The organism is Kribbella hippodromi (assembly GCF_039531045.1).
In the GTDB taxonomy this organism is placed as follows: Bacteria; Actinomycetota; Actinomycetes; order Propionibacteriales; family Kribbellaceae; genus Kribbella; species Kribbella hippodromi.
The window spans coordinates 1-19,008 of the sequence record NZ_BAAAPH010000027.1; the positions used below are offsets into that span (position 1 = coordinate 1).

Consider the following 19,008-nt stretch of genomic DNA (forward strand, 5'->3'; position numbering starts at 1 on the left):
AGCCACCCCGCGAATATCCCCGCCCCCGGCGCAACCGCCCCACAAACACCCGGCCCCGGGTAGCCACCCCCGCGAACATCCCGGCGTTCAGGCAGCCACCCCCGCGAACATCCCGGCCTTCGAGCAGCCACCCCGCGAATATCCCCGCCCCCGGCGCAACCGCCCCACAAACACCCGGCCTCCGGGCAACCACCCCACCCCGAGCAACGACTGCAACTGCCTCAGCTCTTGGCAATCAGCGGCTTACAAGCGAGGTCTGGTCCGGGTGCTGCACCGCCTGGGGTGCCATCGACGGCGACCTGGGCTGCAACAGCAGCGGGCTCCGTGTCCGGCCTGTCGAACGCCCAACCTTCTTCAGCTCCCCGGCCCCGACGTCGGTGCCGCATCCCGGCGGCTGGACAGTACGTATACGTCCACTACCCGTCGGCCGGCCGGCCAGCCAGCGTGAGTCCGCCCGCAGTGGCCATATACGTACTGTCGAGCTGCAGTGCCGAGCGCGTTCGCTCCGGGTGCGCAGCTTGAGGGGTTCGCCTTTGAAGTGCATCCTTCGCCAACCGCATGCGGGCGGTGAAGGATGCAGAGGAGAGGTTCACCATCGAATCGCCGCCGCATCGGGGTTCCGCGTCGGCAAGCGCGCTGGCCCTCGTACGCCGCCAGCGCCCGCCAGCACCAGCGCCCCGAGGGGGCCAGCGCTCTGCGGGGGCCAGCGTCCCGCGGGGGCCAGCGTCCTGCGAGGGCGAGCGCCGTGCGAGGGCCAGCGCCCTGCGAGGGCCAGCGCCGTGCGAGGGCCAGCGCCGTGCGAGGGCCAGCGCCCTGCGAGGGCGAGCGCCGTGCGAGGGCCAGCGTCCTGCGAGGGCCAGCGCCCTGCGAGGGCGAGCGCCGTGCGAGGGCCAGCGTCCCGGGAGGGCGAGCGCCCTGCGAGCGCCAGCGTCCCGCCAGGGCCAGCGCCCTGTGAGGGCAGCGCCGGCGCCCCGTCAGGGCGAGGCGTGAGCCGGGGCGAAATCTGGGTCTGGGCCCGGGGTCGCGCGGAGTTGGGTCGCGTTCAGTCGAGCAATCGGGTCGGTCGGTGGTGGTCCGGGCTGCGGTTCCTGCACTGGTGTGTCATTAGGCGGGAGGTTGTGCGCGTTCGGCTGCGGCCGGTGGTGGTCCGAGTTGTGGTTCCTGTGCCTGGGTGTCTTCAGGCGGGAGGTTGTGCGCGCTCGGCACGCATTGTCAGATGGTGATTTGTGGGGGTTGGGTGGGGGACCAGGACTTGGACCATTGGGTGGCGAAGTCGAGGTTGGCGGGGGAGTGGGGGGTCAGGCGGACGGTTGCTGTGGGCAACGGTGGGCGTGGGGTGGTGCGGAGGTCGGCGATGACCTCGGCGAAGCGGTGGCCGGTGGGTTTGATTTTGTTGTTGACGTCGATCAGGCCCAGGTCGTACTCGAGGTCGGCGAAGCCGCCGTGGTGTCGGTGGATGTCGTGGGAGGCCCACCAGGTGACGGCGGTGACGGCGGGTACGGAGAGTGCGTTGCGGAGGAGGCGTTCGGTGGCGTGTTCGATGCTGACGTCGGTGACCCACTCGGGTGCGATGCCAATTTCCTGGATCCAGATCGGTCGCGGCGTCGTCTGGTGTGCGGCGGCGACCTGAGCGAGGTACGCGCCGATCGACCAGGCGAGATCGTTGTCTTCGCCGAAGTGGCCGATGAATCCGCTGAAGTACGGCCAGGCATGCACCGTTGTGATGTCGGGTTCGTTGGCGAGCAGTGCGCGGCTGAAGCCGACCTCCGATGTGGTCCATGGCTGGTGGTCGGCGCCGAGCACAACGGGTACGTTCGGCGCGGCGGATCGTACGCTGCCGATCAGGGTCCGTGCCCAGCCGTCCAGGTCCGCCTCGGTGACCTGCTGTGGTTCGAAGCCGACCAGCATGTTCGGCTCGTTGCCGAGGTCGATCCCGGCGCCGGCCGGATGCGTGCCGACCAGCTCCGCGACCGCGCCGACCATGGTCTTGGCGGCCGACACCGCGAGCGGATCGGTGAACAGATTGCCCCGCGGCATCCACGGCGGCCGGAACACCCACCCGGACAGGAACCCGTTGAGTACGGTCACCCACACCTCGAGACCCGCGTCGTGCGCGCGATCCAGCAGTACGGTCAGCCGGGACATCGCGGTCGCCGACACCGAGGTCGGCGATGGCTGGAACACGGGCCAGAGGCACTGGATCCGGATGTGATCACAGCCGAGGGCCGCAATCGCCGCAAGATCGTCGACAATCGACAATTCGTCGAAGTCGAGCCAAGCGTTCCACCACTGCTCTCGCGGAACATAGTTGACCCCAAAGGCCGGCCGGTCCGGGTCGATCATGAGTTACCTCGGCAATCGCACTGTGGTTTGCGCCCGGCGGTTCGGCAGCGTCGCGTCGGTGGGTCGGCCGTGCAGCGGGCGGTGAACAGCGGTCAGTCTGCACTGGACCGTACGACGCCAAGGACCTGCCCCCGGTTCGAGCGGCCGCCCTAGACCATCCGAGCCTGAGCGTCCGAGCCTGAGCGTCCGAGCATGAGCTTCCGGGTCCGGGCGCCGGGTTCGAGTGCCGGGGCCGAGCATCCGAGGTGTGCGCTGGGTCAGAGCGTGCGGACGGCGACGCCGCGGGTCGAGGTGGTCAGGTGGTTGTGCAGGATCGCGTCGCCGGTTGGGGTGAAGACCGGATGTGGGTGCCAGGGGTGCTGGGTGGCCGTGGTGCGGGCGATCGGGCGGGACGTACCGGTTGCGAGGTCGATGAGCAGTACGTCGGAGATGTTGCCGGCGTCCTGCCAGCCGCGGCCTGGTTTGTCGTACGGGCCGGAAGTGTCGACAATCGCGTACTGGCCGTCGCGGCTGATGTCGCAGTGCCAGTACCGTTCCCCGGCGCCGACCAGTCGCGGCGGACGGTCATCCGGGTACGCGAAATAGAGGCCGCGCGGTCCGGCGTTGCTGCTCCCGTACGCGACGACGAGCGCCGCCGTGTCGTGGTGGCACCAGCGTTCGTGGCCGACGGCAACAAATTCGCCGGGGCTGTCGGAGATTGCCTGTTGGTCCAGTGCGCACTGCCCGTTCGGTGCGGCGTCGGCGTGCCAGGACCAGACGCGGTCAGGGGTTTGCAGGGTCGGTCCTTCCTTGCTGAAGGCGAGCCGGCTTTCGTCGTGCGGGCAGTAGTGGATGTGGTTCGCGTACCAGGGTTTCTCGAAGAGCAGGGTGGTCTGACCAGTCGCCACCTCGACTTCCCAGGCTGACCAGATCGTTCCGGAGTCCGCGGTCGCGGCGACTCGGGTGCCGTCGGCGGTGATGCTCACCAGCCCGTCGAGCGTGTGTCCGGCCGGTGGGCGCCAGAGCGGTTCGAGCGCGCCGTCGGCGTCTGCCACGTGGAGTACGTTGCCGATCACGACTGCCAGCCGGCCGGAGCCGCGGGCGATGTCGAACCAGATCAGTCCGTTCGGCGTACCGGCGCGGTCGGCTGGGATCGGCGGGAGTACGTGGAGGACCCGTTCGTCGGGGTTTGGCCCGCGCCAGCGCACGCTGATGATGCGTACGGCGTCGGCGTCGTACCGGGCAAGTGCCACCCGCTCACCGCCGTCATGGAAGCCGTTGCAGTGCGGATACGTCAGGTGTGCGTCCAGCGCGAGCATCAAATCCTCCGAGGTAATCAGACCAGGTGGTTGTCAGACCAGGTGGTGGTCGGACCGGGTAATGGTCAGACCAGTTGCACGGGGCGTAGGAGGGTTGCGGACTTGGTGGTTGCGATGCCGTCGCCCCAGGTGGACCAGTTGCGGACGGTGCCGTCGTTGTCGTTCACCAGGAGAGACAAGCCGAAGGGGGCGGTTGGTGGTCCGGCGATTCCGAGTGCGGTCCAGGGGACCGTGATTTGGTAGTGCGTGGTGGTGCCGCTGCGGGTGATGTTGGCGGAGGCGCCTGGGGTGAGGCCGGCGGACTGGCCTGGTGGTGGGGACCAGGTGTAGACCGCTGGTCCGGTTGGGAGCAGGGCGGCGCCGAGTTCGACTCGCTGGTTGTTGAGGCCGGGCAGTTGCGGAGTCACAGCGAACTGGATGCTGTCCGCGCTCCACATCAGACTCGGGTCGGTGTTCGGCTGATTGTGCGTGTTGTCGGTGACGTCGGCGGTCAGGACCAGCGCGTTCTCGGTGTACGACGGCTTGAGTGTGCCGGACAGATCAGCCGCCCCGCCGTATCCGCTTGGGTAGTTATGGGTCGTTTGGGTGCCGAGGTTGATGCCGGGGGTGGTGGTGTTGCCGAGTGGTTCGATCGGGTTCCAGCCGGTCCAGCCCTGGTCGGTCAGTTGGGTGCCGTCGGCGAGGGTGACGCGGTCGAGGAACCAGTGCTTGTCCCAGGCCGGCAGTTTCGGTACGTCGATGGTGACAGTTGTGCTTCGGCCTGGGGGTACGTCTGGCAGGTCGGTGACTGTGCCGCGGCCTAGATAGGTGGCGCCTTCGGTCAGTTGCCAGTAGACCGAAGATACGGGGATTGTTGACAATCGACGGTGGTTGGTGATGGTTACCTTGAGCTGATTTTGCAGATTGTCGACAGCTGGGGCGGTGGTGATCTCGGTCGCCGGCCGGACGCTGGTGTCGGCGGTCAGCCGCGTCGTCGCCAGCGGCCCGACCCCGACACTCGCGGTCAAGCTGCGCTCCCCGGTCTGAGCCGAAGCCGGAACCTGCACGGTCGCGCTCGTCGCGGTGCCGGTTGTGGATGGGCGGAGGGTGAAGGGCCGGCCGGCGATTGTTCCGTTGAGGACGTTACGGGTCGTGGCGGTGATCGTGGCCGGGATCGTCTCGCTGGTGTTGGACGCCGGCGGTACCGACAAGCGCACCGCCGGATGTGCATCGACCCGTACGGAACGGACAGCGGCCGCACCAGTCGCGCTTCGTACGAAGATCGGGTGCTTGCCGAGCTCAAGCGAAACCTGTCCGCCGATCGGCGTGTACGTCGACGCCCGGCCGTACTCGTCGGTGACTGTCAACGGACCAGTCGCCGCTACCTGCGTTGTGGTTGGCGTCGTCGCCCACATCACCCGGGTTGTCGACGATCCGGTGCCGAACCGGTACGAGTACGCCGGCGCGGCCAGGCCGTCGCTGCCGGTCAGCGGAAGGCCGCCGATCTGCCGCAGTACGGTCGCCTGCGTGACGAGTGACGGCTTCGGTGCCTGCGCGACAACCCCCGTCGTCGGTTGTTTGAGCTGGCCGAAGTTGTGTTCCTTGTTCGTCGGGTCCGAGCCGTCGTTGAGCAGGTCGTACCAGAAGTACTTGTCGATCCCGGCCGCGAACGCGAGCACCGGCAACCGGATCGCGAAGTCGGCCTGATCCGCCTCGGTCGCCACCCCCGGCATCACCTGCTGACCGGTCTCAGTGATCCACAGCGGCAGGTCCTTGCCGCCGTTGTGATCCCGGATCTGCTGCTTCAGCCAGGGCACCTCCGCGTACATCGTCTCCGGGTTCGAACCGGCGTAGTTGTGGAAGCTGAACGTGTCCAGGTACGACAGCGCGCCACCGTCCAGCAGCCCGGTGATCCACGGCTTGTCGATGCCCGCGGCAACGGGTCCGATCAGGTTCGCGTCAGTGTGCCCGCCGTTCACCTTCACCGCCTGGTGCGTGGCCTTCAGCAGGCCCAGGTAGCACCGGACCTTGTCGGCGATGGTCTGGTTGCAAGCCGTCGCGGTGTCGAACCCGCCGTTGAACTCGTTGTAGACCTCGATGTCCTTCGTGTATTGCCCGAAATGCTCGAAGATCGCATTGGTATACCGCCCGTACGCATCCCAGCCGGCCTGTGTGTACGGCGTGACGCCACCGTCGTAGTTCTTGTTGTTGTACGCGGAAATCAGCAGCGTGGTCAGACCCGCCTGTTTCGCGACCGGCACCTCCGCGTCGGTGATGTAGTTGCTCCACGTGTACGTGCCCGGCGTCAGCTCGACCGGGTTCCAGCTCTGGTCGGTGCGGGTGTACGTGAAGCCGAGCCGGCTCATCAGTGTGAACAGCGTCGAATCGTTCGGCTGGTGACCGAAGTGCATGTCCATGCCGAAGCGCTGGTCGTGCGTCGACGTACCAGGCGCGAATGACCCCAGCACGGCGAAGCTGGTCGGAACAGTGGTCGCGGTCGTACCGCTGCCGGCCGTCACGGACAGCGCGTAGTACCCGGGTCCGAGCGCCTTCACGTCGATGGCTCCGGTACCGCTGGACACCGGCGCGGTCCCGGTGGTGACCGGTACGCCGGCCTCGTCGGTGATCCGGAACGACACGGACGGTTGGTCGGACGAGACCGTGACGCTGCCGGCGCCGCGGTCGAAGACCAGCACCGGGTTGGTGATTCGCAGCGTCGCGACCGCGGCGGCAGCCGTACTCGGCACGGCGACCAAGGCGCCGGCGATCAGTGCACCGGCAATCAATGCGGCGGCCGGCAACCGAAGATGTGGATGAAGTCGAAGGCCCATGGGCGTACCTCCAGAGCGGGGAACAGCGCGTCGGGATCGACATCCTGCCCGGAAAGCGCGTTCCCGACAAGAGCAGATCTCCGGCTTTCTTGCCGACCAGCCGGAAAAGTCCGCCAAACACGGCGACGGACAGCGCTGTCCCAGGGACGATCGATATCATGACACCCGTGTCGAACGAACCGAATGGAACTCCCCGGCTGGCCGACGTCGCGCGCGCGGCAGGTGTGTCGCAGTCGACCGCCTCGCGGGTGCTTAACGGCAGCGCCCGGCAGGTCGCGGACGAGTACCGCGTGCGGGTGCTGGCCGCGGCCGAGCAGGTCGGCTACACCACCAACCTGGCGGCGCAGGCGATGGCTCGCGGTCACTATCCGGCCGTCGCGCTAGTGGTCGGTGACATCCGGGACCAGTTCTTCGCCCGGATCGCGTTCGGCGCGATGCGGGAGGCGTCGCGGCGCGGGTACATCCTGAACCTGCTTTCGACCGAGGGTGACGAGTCCCGCGAGCGGGATCTCGTGCAGGACCTGCGGCGGCAGCGTCCTGAGGCGCTCGTCCTGGCGCGCAAGCGGGACACGACCGCGCGGGCCGGGTCGCGACTGATGGAACAGCTGATAGGTTTCCAGCGGGAGAGCGGCCGGGTGGTGATCGTCGGCGAACCGTCCGAGCCTGTGCTGGCCGTCCGCCCACCGGACTTCGACGGTGGCAAGGCACTGGCCGGCGCGTTGCTCGAGCTGGGTTACCGCGATTTCGTCGTGTTCCTCGGCGACAACTCGATCCCGTCCGAGCGCGACCGCCTGGACGGTTTCCGGGTCGGTCTGTCCACCGGCGGCGTCGCCCTGCCGGACAGTCATGTGTACCTGACTTCGCCGTCGGCGGCCGGCGGGATCGCGGCGGCGACCGACTACCTGGCCGACCGGTCCAAGGCCGAGGTGATCGTCTGCACCGAGGACGACATCGCGTGGGGCGCGATCCAGCGCCTGCGGGGGAGCGGGCTGGAGATTCCCGGCGATGTCGCGATCGCGGGCTACGGCCGGCGCCGGTCCAGCCCGCTCGGAGACGACGCCGACTGGCTGACGACGGTGCGTTCGCCGCTCGAGGAGATGGGCGCCGTCGCGGTCAGCGCCGCGCTCGATCCGCTGGCAAGCGATGTCCCGCTCCCGGCCCCGGAAGTACATCTCGGCGGCAGCACACCCGACCGTACGCCACCGCGCGCCAGTCGTCGCAAGCGCTGAATCCTCGTAATTAAAGGCGTCACGACACCAAACCCCAGCTGATCACAAGAGCGCGGCGGCACCGGCCGGGCTCTTGACAGTACGGGCGCTGAGCCGTACTTTCTCGGGAAAGCGCATTCCCATCAATGCTGGAGTACTCCGTTGACGATGTCCTTCCTGGCAAAGCTGCGCCGCGACCGGATGCTGCTGCTGTTCGCGGCGCCCGGCATGATCCTGCTGATCGCGTTCCACTACGTCCCACTGCTGGGGAACGTGATCGCGTTCCAGGACTACCTGCCGTTCCTCGGCATCCGGAACAGCGAATGGGTCGGGCTGCAGAACTTCGGCGTGATGTTCGGCGCGGACGGCGCATTCCTGACCGCGCTGAAGAACACGCTGCTGCTCTCGCTGATCCAGACGGTGTTCGTCTTCCCGGTACCGATTCTGCTCGCGCTGGCGCTGAACAGCCTGCTGTCGGAGCGGATGAAGAAGCTGGTGCAGTCGATCCTGTACCTGCCGCACTTCCTGTCCTGGGTCATCGTGGTCTCCCTGTTCCAGCAGATCCTCGGCGGCAGCGGCATGCTCAACCAGGTGCTGCGCGCGCACGGCGGTCACCTGATCAACGTGATCGGCAACCCGGACGCGTTCTTCGCCCTCCTCACCAGCCAGGTGATCTGGAAGGACAGCGGCTGGGCGACGATCCTGTTCCTCGCGGCGCTGTCCCGGATCGACACCGAGCAGTACGAGGCGGCCGCGGTGGACGGAGCGTCGCGGGCGCGCCAGCTCCTGCACGTCACGTTGCCGGGGCTGCGCGGCATCATCGTGCTGCTGCTCATCCTCAAGCTCGGCGACTCGCTCACCGTCGGCTTCGAGCAGATCATCCTCCAGCAACCCGCGGTCGGCCAGCAGGCCAGCGAAGTGCTCGACACGTATGTGTACAACAACGGCATCGTCAACGGTGACTGGGGAACCGCCGCCGCGGTCGGTCTGGTCAAGGGTGTCGTCGGCGCCGCGCTGGTGTTCGGCGCGAACAAGATCGCCCATCTCTTCGGCGAGGCAGGGGTGTACCAGCGATGACCGGAACGACGATGCAGGCACGAATGACGTTGGCGCGTACGCGGCGACGCCCGCTGCGCAACGGTCAACTGCCGCCGAGCACCTTGTCGCGGGTGTTACGCGGACTCGCGCTGACAGTTTGCTGTTTGCTGGTGCTCTTTCCCTTCGCCGGCGTACTGACCACGAGTTTCGCCGGGCCGGAGGACGTCGCGCGGACCGGTGGTCTGGTGATGGCGCCGAGAACGTGGAGCCTGGACGCGTACTCGGCGATCTTCTCCGGCGGGGTGGTGACGCGAGCGTTGCTGATCAGCCTGGTGGTGACAGTCGTCGGCACGATCGGATCGATGGTCGTGACGACCCTGCTCGCGTACGCGCTGAGCTCGCCGATCATGGTCGGCCGAAGCTGGATGCTGCTTCTCGTACTGCTCAGCCTGCTGTTCTCGCCGGGCCTGATTCCGAACTATCTGATGGTCAAGCAGACCGGACTGATCGACAGCCTGTGGGCGCTGATCGTGCCGAGCATGCTGGGTGCGTTCAACGTGATCGTCGTTCGCGCGTTCTTCCTCGGCATCCCCACCGAGCTGTTGCAGAGCGCCCGGATCGACGGCGCGGGGGAGTGGGCGATCTTCAGCCGGATCGTGCTGCCGCTGTCCAAGGCGGTCCTTGCCGTGGTCGGGCTGTTCTACGCGGTCGGGTACTGGAACGCGTTCTTCAACGTGATGCTCTACATCAACGACCAGTCCAAGTGGACTTTGCAGTACGTACTGCGCACCTATGTCGTGAACAACACCCGGATCGGCGGCAGCGATGTCAACGTCGACGCGCTGCCGCCGCAGCCGGCCCTGCAGATGGCGATCCTGGTGGTCTCCATCGTGCCGGTGCTGCTCGTGTACCCGTTCTTGCAACGGCACTTCGCGAAGGGCGCGCTGACCGGCGCCGTCAAGGGCTGAAGCCCTTTCGTGCCGAAGGTCCACCTGGTCAACCGCACTTTCTGATCGATCTCGAACTCCGAGCTGGAGGCAACCATGTCCCACCGTCTGTCCCGCCGGGAGCTGCTCCGAGCCGCCGCGGCCGTTGGTGCCGTCGCTGCGGCAGCGCCCGCGTTGAGTGCCTGCGGCAACGGATCGTCCGCGGCGAGCAACACCGCGCAAGGCAAGAAGGCCGCCCTGCCCACGTACCGGCGGTTCCCCGGTCTGCCCGCCGCGGATCTGCCCGGCAACGAGAACGGTCTGCTGGACGGATACACCACGTACCCGTCGAAGCTGATCGACGCCTGGGCCGGCCGCAAACCTGGTGACGGCAAGCCGGTGACCGGGCTCGCGCAGCTGAACGGTGCCGCACCGACCAACCTCGACAAGAACGTCTACTGGCAGACCATGAACGAGCGCCTCGGCTCACCGGTGCAGATGCAATTGGTGAACGCAGGCAACGATTTCAACACCAAGATCGCCACCATGAGCGCCGGGAACGACTTCCCCGACATCATGCAGATCAACAGCTCGATCCCGGCGCTGGACCGGTTCCTGGAAGCGAAGATGCTCGACCTGACGCCGTACCTGTCCGGCGACAAGGTGCTGAAGTACCCGGCGCTGGCGAACATTCCGGCGCAGTACTGGGAGGCCTGCGTTTTCAACGGGAAGTTGTTCGGTCTGCCGATCCCGCGCGGTCTGTTGTCGGCGTGGGCGCTGTACTACCGGCGCGATGTGATCGAGGCCGCGGGCGCCGAGCCGAAGGTCGGCAACTTCCAGGAGCTGTATCAGTTGGCGAAGGCAACGACCGATCCGAAACGCGGGGTCTGGGCGTTCGCCAACAGCCCGCTCGACTACATCCGGATGATGCTGTCGATTCCGGCCGGGTGGCAGCAGGTGGACGGCAAGATGGTGAACTCGATCGAGCACGAGAAGCAGCAGCAGGCGCTGGAGTCGACGCGGAAGATCGTTGCCGATGGCCTGGTGAATCCGGATGTCGCCGCGGCGCCGCCGTCGCAGTGGCAGCAGTGGTTCGGCGCCAAGAAGGCCGCGCTGATCGGCGGGACGTACAGTGCCTGGAGTGCACTGACCCAGCAGGGCGTACCGCCGGACGCGATCGGCATCTTCAACGTCGCCGGGTACGACGGTGGCACCGCGCCGGGCTGGAAAGGCGGACTGAACAACAACATCGCGGTCATCCCGGCCAAGAGCAAGGACCGCGCCGAGACGCTGCTGCAGATCGCGGACTTCCTCGCGTCGCCGTTCGGTACCGCGGAGAACCGGTTGATCAGTACCGGGGTCGAGGGGCACAACTACACGGTGCAGGGTGGTCAGATTGTGGTCAATCAGGATCGCGTCAACGAAAGGTCGCTCGGGCTCGGGTACCTGGCCGCGCCGCCGCCGGTGATCGCGTCCACGTCCGACCCGAAGTACGTCACCGGCGAGTACGCCGCGCAGCAGAAACTGGCCGCGAACGGGACGATGGATCTGGCCTTGAAGCTCTTCTCGGAGACGAACTCGCGGAAGGGACCGCAGCTCGACACGGAGCGGGTGAACATCGAGTTCGACATCATCCTCGGCCGGAAGCCGGTGTCGGCGTGGGGTGACTTCGTCAGCAAGTGGCGGAGCGAAGGCGGCGACAAGATCCGTACCGAGCTGACGGAGGCGTCCGGGAAGTGACTATTGTCAACAATCCTACGGACTTCGATGCCTCGTTGATCCGGATGGCACGGGCGGCGGGCGACAAGGCGTACGACCCGGTGGCCGGACTGATCGCCGAGGAGGCCAAGTACAACCCGATCCACACCAAGATCTGGACCGGCACTCGGCACAGTCACCGGGAGAGCGTCGCGTACGCGCTGGTGTTGCTGGAGTCGGGCGATGACGATGATCTGGTGCTCGCGGAGCAGATTCTTGACCGGTTGATCGCGGTGCAGAATGTTGACAATGCCTCGCCGACGTACGGGTTGTGGAGTTACTACCACGAAGAGACGTTGGCGGAGATGGTGCCGCCGGACTGGAACTGGGCCGACTTCATCGGGCGTGATCTGGCGTTCGTGCTGCTTCGGCACGAGGCGCGGTTGACGGCCGTGACGCGCGTTGGCGTACGGGCCGCGCTCGGTCATGCGGCGCGGTCGATCGTCCGGCGGAACGTGGCGATGAGTTATACGAACATCGCGGCCAAGGGGACGTTCGTGACGTTGGCCGCGGGGCAGTTGCTGGGTGACGACGCGCTGACCGAGTACGCCGTACGCCGGGTGGCGCGGCTGCGCGAGCAGGTCGAGACGGCGGGGAGCTTCGCGGAGTACAACAGCGCGGTGTACTGGACGATCACCGTGGAGGCGATCGCGGCGATCAGCACGTACATCGAGCATCCGGAGGCGGTCGCCGGGGCGCGGTGGATTGTTGACAAACTGTGGGAGCACTTCGCGGTGCGGTGGCACTCGCGGGTCGGTGAGTTGAGCGGTCCGATGGCACGTGTGTACAACGACGCGCCGGCTCGGGCGGGGGATCTGCTGGCGCTGGTGGCCAAGGCGGTCGGGTTCGCGGGGATGTTTGGCGAGTTGCCGGTGGGTGAGCCTTCGCTGAGTTTGGTTGGTCCGGCGGTGGTGGACGTGGCTGCGCCTGCTGGGGTGGTTGCGCGGGTGCTTGATACGCCGACCGGGCTGGTGCGGGAGCGGTTCAGTTATGCCGCGGAGCGGGTTCCGGTGGTGGGGACTACTTGGCATGGGCGGAACGCGACTGTTGGCAGTGCGAATGTGGGGGAGTTCTGGCTGCAACGGCGGCCGTTGATCGGGTACTGGCGGGAGGCGGACGATCCGGTCTGGGGGCCGGTGCGGTACGCGAAGCTGCACGTGATGAAGGACGGGCACGACTTCTCGTCCGCGGTTTTCAGTTCGGTGCAGGCGGAGGGGCAGGTGCTGTGGTCGGTCGGGTTCATCTCGCCGGGCGGAGACGAGCACATCGGCCTGCACCAGATCGAAGCCGGCCAGCCGTTCGCGGTGGAGTCACTGACCTTGGCCATCGAGTTCCACGGTCTGCAGGACGCCCGGGTCACGGTCGGAGGCCGCGCGGTTGGGTCGGCGGCGGGACCGTCTGGACCAGCTACGGAACTGGGGACGGGCACTGCGGCGGAGGAGTTGGGGGCGGGTGCTGTGGCGGAGGAGTTGGGCGCGGGTCGTGTGGTGGTGGGGGTGGGGGAGCAGGTGGTGGTGAGTACGGCTTCGGTGCAGTTCGTGGCCAGTGTCGACTCGGTGGAGTTCGGTGAGCACACGCCGCGGCTTTCGCTTCGGGTCACGGCGGATCGGGTCACGCTGGAAGTTGAGCTGCTGTCGGCGGGTACGCGGCAGTTGGTGTTGCGGGACGTTGCCACCGCTCAGCTGACAGGCACCTTCTCAACCTTCGAACCGCAAGCTGGTGACGGCGAACCGGGAGTCGTCGGACCCAGCATGGTGACGCCGGGCGTGGTGGAACCGGGCGTCGTGGGACCCGGCGTGGTCGGACTGGGCGTGGTGGAACCGGGTGTCGTAGAACCGGGTGTCGTGGGATCGGGCTCCACGACATCCGGGGTGGTGGGGCCGGGCGTGGTGGGGCCGGAGGTTGCTGTTGGGGGTGGGCGGGTGGCGGCGTCGTGGACGACTGTTGACGGTCAACGGCTGAAGCTCGGCGCGTCCACGCGCGTTGGTACACAGGCGGAGTACCTCAACTCGGTCGAATCCTCGATCGACAATCAACCGGTCGCAGCTAAGGGCCTCACCGGCTGACCGCCGGACGTCGACCCGCACCGGCCTCGACCTGCGTCGGCCTCGACCTGCGTCGGCCTCGACCCGCACCGACCTCGACCTGCGCTGACCTCGACCTGCGTAGGCCCCGACCTGCGTAGGCCCCGACCTGCGTAGGCCCCGACCTGCGCCGGCCACGGCTGCCCGGCGTATGTCGCCGGCTTCACCGTGGTTGGGTGATGTCTGGTACTTCCCGCAGGATGATTGCGAACTCCATCGGCTTGATCTTCAGTTGGTACTGGGGGAGCGGGTGGTTGGGGCCGCAGGAGGCGCTGCCGATGCCGTGCTGGGCCAGGTCGACGTTCACGAACACGCGGTCGCGGGCGACCAGGTCATTCGGGTGCCGGGCTGCGTCGAGATCCCCGGTCGTCCACCGCCGAACCGTCAACCCAAACACCCCACGCAAACCACTCCCGTATGACTGGCTTCCCGGGGCTGCTTCGATTGCCAGGCCGGTTCCGTCGGGGGCGTGGATGAGCGCCGTCCGAGTATCTATGCGATGCCCGTTCTCCTGCGGATACACGTACGGGGTCTGCCAATCGTCGACGCTGCACGCGAAGCGCCCCAGTCGTACGGCCGATCGCGTATCCGGGTACGCCTCGCCCGGTCCGTACCCGAACCACTGCACTTGGTCGTAGTGCGCCGGCAACGCGAACCGTACGCCGAGCCGCGGGAGCGGAAGGTCCTCCGGCCAGACGCCGTACGGGATGATTGCCAACTGCAACCGTACGGCGCCGGCACCCGCGGGCGTCCACCGATAGACCGCCCGCAACCCGAACCCACGCCCAGCCGGCGCGACCCGCGTACTCACGACCAAGGATTCGGCGCTTCCGGGACCGCCCAATCGCGCAGCAACTCGGCGTGACGTGTTGCCGTCAGCAACGATCCATTCCAGGCGCCGGCGCATCCGGTCGATCCCCGCCGCCCGCCACCGCTCCGCGACCGGCGCACCGCCGTAACCGTCGTTGTCCACCACCGCCCGCCAAACCTCAAGCTCCATCCCTTCGATCTCAATCCCACCCACCGCCACCAGCCGTCCCGCACCATCAATCCGCCCATCCCCCACAGCCCACCCATCCACCGCCTCCACCGGCTGTCCTCCCACTACCAGCGTCCTCGCCGACCCCGCGGCGCCCAGCCCACCCGCCGGAGACGTCTCCTCGGGAAGGTTCACTTTGTGAAGCCACCACGCGTTTTCGGTGTGCGGAAACGCGTGATGGCTTCTCGAAGGCGGGGGTAGTGGGTGGTGGGAGGTGGGGTCGAGTTGGAGTTGGTGCCAGGCGACTTCGTGGTTGGTGGGGGACCAGGGGGTGGGAGTGGTGCGGACGGCTCGGATGGTGAGCCAGGTTTCGCCAGATGAAGGCACGAGCGGCGTGGGGAGAGTTGGCAAGGGGACGTCCGCATGGGAGCCCGCGGGGACGGTGGGAACTTGGAGGTGACCGTCGGCTTGGTGGTGGCCGTTGGTTTCCAGGGTCCAATGGAAGGTGTACGGGGTGGTGTCGGCGAAGGTTTGCAGATTAGTGATGCGGAGGTGAGTTTCGTGCAGGCTGATCTTTAGTGGTTCGTAGACCTTCTTGAGTTCGTGGAGAGCGGGGGAAGGCGTGCGGTCAGGGAAGACAAGGCCATCTATGCAGTAGTGCTCTTTGCCCGGTGACGACTCCTCGCCGAAGTCGCCGCCGTACGCGAATTGCCCGCCCAACCGGAATCCATGGTCGATCCACTCCCAGACAAACCCGCCCTGGCAGCGTTCGTACCGTTCGAAGAGGTTCTGATAATCGCGCAAACCACCGGGACCGTTGCCCATGGCATGCGCATATTCGCAGAGGATGAACGGCTTCGCCCGGCGCGCGGCATCTTGCGCCGAATCGGTGAGCGGCTCTTCCTGGTACCGGCCGATCGCCTCAACTTCGGCGTACGTCGCGTACATCCGGCTGTACACGTCGGAGTACATCGAATCGCCCTCGTAATGTACCGGGCGCGATGGATCGCGTTGCTTGGTCCACTCGTACAGCGCCTGGAAGTTCGAACCCGTACCGGACTCGTTGCCGAGCGACCACATGATCACGCTGGCGTGGTTTTTGTCGCGTTCGACCATGCGGGCCATTCGGTCCAGGAATGCGGGTCGCCAGCGGGAATCGTCACTCGGGTTGTCGCGCCATTCCTCGTACATGAAGCCGTGGGTTTCGAGGTCGCACTCGTCGATCACGTACAACCCGTATTCGTCGCACAATTCCAGGAAATATGAGGCCGGCGGGTAGTGGCTGGCGCGTACGGCGTTGAGGTTGTGCTGTTTCATCAGCAGCACGTCGTCGAGCATGTCTTGCCGGGTCAGCGCTCGGCCGCGATCGGGATGGAATTCGTGCCGGTTCACGCCGCGGAACAAGAGCCGGCGGCCGTTGAGTTTCAGTACGCCGTCCTCGATCACGATTGTACGAAAGCCGATCCGTACTGAAATCCGCTCGTCGGGCAGGATCAGTTCGGCGTCGTACAACCGGGGTGACTCGGCGCTCCAGGGGGCGACGCCGGGTACGACGACGTGCTCGCCGGTAGTGATGTCGATATCCAGCTCGGGAATGCGCAGGCGCGCTGGGAGCTGGCCGGGTACGTCGATTTGCAGCGAACCGTTGCCGGAAAGATGGTCGTACTCGGCGTGCACGGTGAAGTCGGCGGTTGACGAAACCAATGAGACGTCGCGGAAGATGCCGGACAGCCACCACATGTCCTGGTCTTCCAGGTAACTGGCGGCGGACCATTGATGTACGCGGACGGCGAGCACGTTCTTCTTGCCCGCGATGAGGTGCTCGGTCACGTCGAATTCGATCGGCAGGCGGCTGCCGGTCGCGAATCCCAGCTCGTGCCCGTTCAGCCAGACGGTGAAGAACGAATCGACGCCGTCGAAACGCAGAATCGTGCGCCGCTTCCAGTCCGGGCCGAGGAAGGACAGCCGGTATTCGCCGGTGGGGTTCTCGTCCGGTACGTGTGGTGGATCGACTGGGAACGGGTATGGCGACGTCGTATAGATCGGTGGACCGTACCCGTGCAGCTGCCAATGTGACGGTACCGGCAGCTCATCCCAGGAGGTGTCGTCGAAGCCGGCTTCCTGGAAGCCAGGTGTCGCGCCCCAAACCGTGTCTGACCAGTGAAATCGCCAGGTTCCATTCAGCGATATCACTGGCGCATCGGAGGTGTACGCGGCGCGCGGCGGCAGGCCACCGCGACTCGGCTCGTACGCGGACATCAGTAGCAGCGGATTTCGAAGAGAGGGGTGGGGGTGTTGCCGTGGGTGGTGAGGAGTTCCACGGATAGCTCAGTGGTTTGCAGCGGTGGGTCGAAAGTGATGGTGTTGCGGGTTTGGTGGTTGTCTAATCGTTCGGCCACGACTTGGTTGCCGGCGCGGATGAGGTAGTGCTGGACGCAAAACGGCATTGCTCGTTCGGCGTGGTTCCAGAGGACTGACTCCATCGCGTGGTCGAAGTCGGTGTCGAAGCCGAGTTCGATCCTGCTGATGCGCTGCAGGTCAGCCCAGTTCAGGCGTACGGTCGGCCGGGCGTCGGTGGGATCGGCGGCCCAGGCGTTCGGCTGCGCGGTGGGACGGGCGTAGCCGTTCTGTAGATTGTCAACAATCCATGCGGCTATCGGTGGATTGACGGCCAACGCGAAGTTGCGGCCTTCCGGCCGGCGTTCCGGGGTCCAGAACTCGACGCGCGGCCGGCCGACGCGCTCGTCCGCCTCCTGGGTCGACTTGTGCTGGAGCGAGACCAGTCCGGTGGCCTGCTGGTTGGTCGTCCGGACCGACACAGCGGAGTTCTGCAGGAGGACAAGGAACGCATACCGCGGCTCGTCGATCGACGTGTCGACATCTACCTTTATTTGTTGCCCTGGGCCCGCATCGAGCTCGAACTCTTGACGGGCGAGGATGACATCCGGCGTGTAGTCGTCAGGACGGTTGCCGGTGCGGAGCTCGACGGCGAGGGTTGTCGGCGCGGCCACATCAACAGTCAGCGTGAGCTGTGGCACCGCGCCGGCAGGCAGCGGCAGTAGTTGCGCGCGCGAGTGCTCGAGTAGCGCAGCCGGCCCGTCCGCGGGCAATTCCGCCAGGACGAACTCGCTCGAAGCAGTCAAGGTGGCGAGTTGGGCGAGATCGTCCGGATCCTCCAGCCGTACGCCCGGGATGTGCTGACCAGTGCGGAGCAGTTCGCGTTGCAGCGTACGAAGCCGGTCGGGCTGCAGCAGGTCGGCCGGAAGGACGTCGTCGCGAGTACACAGGACGGCGGCCATGCCCGCGGCCTGGCCGACTTGTGCGCACGTCGCCATCACCCGCGTCGACGCGAATGCGACGTGCGAAACACTGATGATCCGGCCAGCAAATAGTAGATTGTTGACATTCTTGGAGACGAGGCAGCGGTACGGGATCTGGTACACGCCGCGCGGATGTAGATGACTGCTGCCGGCATGTTCGCTGAACACACCGTCGGCCGGGTGGAGATCGATCGACCATCCGCCGGAGGCGATCGCGTCGTCGTGCCGGCGTTGTTCGACCAGATCCAGCTGCCGGAGCATGTACAGGCCCTCGAACCGGCGGCTTTCTCGTTTGCCCGGTATCAGTCCGACCCATTCCAAGGTCAGAGTCTCCGCTTCGGGGAAGTCACCCGAGTTCTTCAGGTGATTCCAGACGCCGTACACCACCTTCCAGAGCTCCCACTTGATCTCCTCGGTGTCGTGTACGGTGTCGAGCCGGCCACCGTACTCGATCCACCACAGCCGGCAGCCTTGCACTTTCGTGTTGAAACTCCGCCAGCGCGGGATCTTGGTGATGTCGTCCAGGGCGTACTCGGGCGGCGTGAACTGCACCGGTACGCCGACGTCCTTGCTGTAGAAGTAGATGGACTGGCCGAGCAAGCCACCGTATGACTCCGACGGAGCGAACAGTTCGCCGAACTCGTCCTTCGATTCCGCACCCATCCGGTACGCGGCGCCCGCGAGATACCCGAGGACGCCATCGCCGGATGCGTCGCAGAAGATCGGCGCGGTCAACTCGTACCGGGTCGAGTTCTGGCTGCAGAAGGCGGTGACGGTGGTGATTCGGTCACCGTCTTTTGTCACGCCGTCGGCCGCGGTGTTGAGCAGGAGGGTGATGTTGTGTTCGGCAACTACCTTGTCAAGCAGGACGGAGTCGAACAGGACGGCGTTGCCCTCGGGGTTGCGGTAGGTGTTTTCGACCAGAAGTTCGTCGAGTACGCCGCCCTCGCGGGACCAGCGGTTGTTGTTGAACATGTGCGCGGTCGCGCCAAGCGCCCAGAGGCGGACCTCGCTGGAGGCATTGCCGCCAAGCACCGGGCGATCTTGGACCAGGATGACCGTTGCGCCGGCGCGGGCGGCGGTGATGGCGGCACAAGTACCAGCCAGTCCGCCGCCGACGATGACCAGGTCGGCGGCGAGATGCTTCGTACGGAAGTTGCGGGCGGCAACGGCTGGGTCGACTGCCAAGAGTTCGTGGGCGGCGCTCATGGGACTCCTCGGTCTGCGGCGGTCCAGGGTGCGGG

General features: G+C 66.5%; 10 protein-coding genes. 5 read left to right on the forward strand and 5 right to left on the reverse strand.

Annotated elements, in window-relative coordinates:
- Positions 1-1,212: 1,212 nt before the first annotated feature.
- The 3 genes from ABD260_RS31825 to ABD260_RS31835 form a co-directional block, all read right to left on the reverse strand.
- Positions 1,213-2,343: a glycoside hydrolase 5 family protein gene (locus tag ABD260_RS31825; protein WP_344239585.1), complete on the reverse strand. Its 1,131-nt coding sequence runs from the start codon at positions 2,341-2,343 to the stop codon at positions 1,213-1,215.
- 257 nt (positions 2,344-2,600) lie between these two features.
- Entirely contained in the window at positions 2,601-3,641 is a 1,041-nt protein-coding gene (locus ABD260_RS31830; RefSeq protein ID WP_344239587.1) for a hypothetical protein, read from the reverse strand.
- 65 nt (positions 3,642-3,706) lie between these two features.
- Positions 3,707-6,451 (reverse strand): hypothetical protein, encoded by a 2,745-nt coding sequence (locus tag ABD260_RS31835; protein ID WP_344239589.1) that lies wholly within the window; start codon positions 6,449-6,451, stop codon positions 3,707-3,709.
- Positions 6,452-6,618: 167 nt separating this feature from the next.
- On the opposite strand from ABD260_RS31835, the gene ABD260_RS31840 reads away from it, so the two are divergent.
- The 5 genes from ABD260_RS31840 (at position 6,619) to ABD260_RS31860 (ending at position 13,447) form a co-directional block, all read left to right on the forward strand.
- The gene (locus tag ABD260_RS31840) at positions 6,619-7,680 is read left to right on the forward strand and encodes a LacI family DNA-binding transcriptional regulator (protein WP_344239591.1); all 1,062 of its coding nucleotides are present in this window, start codon (positions 6,619-6,621) and stop codon (positions 7,678-7,680) included.
- 147 nt (positions 7,681-7,827) lie between these two features.
- Positions 7,828-8,736, forward strand: a complete 909-nt coding sequence (locus ABD260_RS31845; protein ID WP_344239593.1) for an ABC transporter permease — start codon at positions 7,828-7,830, stop codon at positions 8,734-8,736.
- Entirely contained in the window at positions 8,733-9,665 is a 933-nt protein-coding gene (locus tag ABD260_RS31850) for a carbohydrate ABC transporter permease (RefSeq protein WP_344239595.1), read from the forward strand. The genes ABD260_RS31845 and ABD260_RS31850 overlap by 4 nt, the downstream gene beginning before the upstream one ends.
- A gap of 75 nt (positions 9,666-9,740) precedes the next feature.
- The gene (locus tag ABD260_RS31855) at positions 9,741-11,363 is read left to right on the forward strand and encodes an extracellular solute-binding protein (protein WP_344239597.1); all 1,623 of its coding nucleotides are present in this window, start codon (positions 9,741-9,743) and stop codon (positions 11,361-11,363) included.
- A complete protein-coding gene (locus tag ABD260_RS31860) occupies positions 11,360-13,447 on the forward strand; it encodes a hypothetical protein (RefSeq protein WP_344239599.1) in 2,088 nt (695 codons plus the stop codon). The genes ABD260_RS31855 and ABD260_RS31860 overlap by 4 nt, the downstream gene beginning before the upstream one ends.
- 181 nt (positions 13,448-13,628) lie before the next feature.
- Here the strand turns inward: ABD260_RS31860 and ABD260_RS31865 are convergent, their stop codons facing one another.
- Together ABD260_RS31865 and ABD260_RS31870 are read right to left on the reverse strand one after the other, a co-directional pair.
- Positions 13,629-16,703: a glycoside hydrolase family 2 TIM barrel-domain containing protein gene (locus ABD260_RS31865; RefSeq protein WP_344239601.1), complete on the reverse strand. Its 3,075-nt coding sequence runs from the start codon at positions 16,701-16,703 to the stop codon at positions 13,629-13,631.
- Complete coding sequence (locus ABD260_RS31870; protein WP_344239603.1) at positions 16,703-18,973, reverse strand: FAD-dependent oxidoreductase; 2,271 nt, start codon at positions 18,971-18,973, stop codon at positions 16,703-16,705. Before ABD260_RS31870 ends, ABD260_RS31865 begins: the two co-directional genes overlap by 1 nt.
- Positions 18,974-19,008 lie beyond the last annotated feature (35 nt).

Excerpts from the sequence above, each read along its gene's own strand:
- ABD260_RS31830 (WP_344239587.1), bottom strand. The coding sequence starts at position 3,641 with ATGCTCGCGCTGGACGCACACCTGACGTATCCGCACTGCAACGGCTTC.
- ABD260_RS31825 (WP_344239585.1), bottom strand. The coding sequence starts at position 2,343 with ATGATCGACCCGGACCGGCCGGCCTTTGGGGTCAACTATGTTCCGCGA.
- ABD260_RS31850 (WP_344239595.1), top strand. The coding sequence starts at position 8,733 with ATGACCGGAACGACGATGCAGGCACGAATGACGTTGGCGCGTACGCGG.
- ABD260_RS31870 (WP_344239603.1), bottom strand. The coding sequence starts at position 18,973 with ATGAGCGCCGCCCACGAACTCTTGGCAGTCGACCCAGCCGTTGCCGCC.
- ABD260_RS31855 (WP_344239597.1), top strand. The coding sequence starts at position 9,741 with ATGTCCCACCGTCTGTCCCGCCGGGAGCTGCTCCGAGCCGCCGCGGCC.
- ABD260_RS31835 (WP_344239589.1), bottom strand. The coding sequence starts at position 6,451 with ATGGGCCTTCGACTTCATCCACATCTTCGGTTGCCGGCCGCCGCATTG.
- ABD260_RS31865 (WP_344239601.1), bottom strand. The coding sequence starts at position 16,703 with ATGTCCGCGTACGAGCCGAGTCGCGGTGGCCTGCCGCCGCGCGCCGCG.
- ABD260_RS31845 (WP_344239593.1), top strand. The coding sequence starts at position 7,828 with ATGTCCTTCCTGGCAAAGCTGCGCCGCGACCGGATGCTGCTGCTGTTC.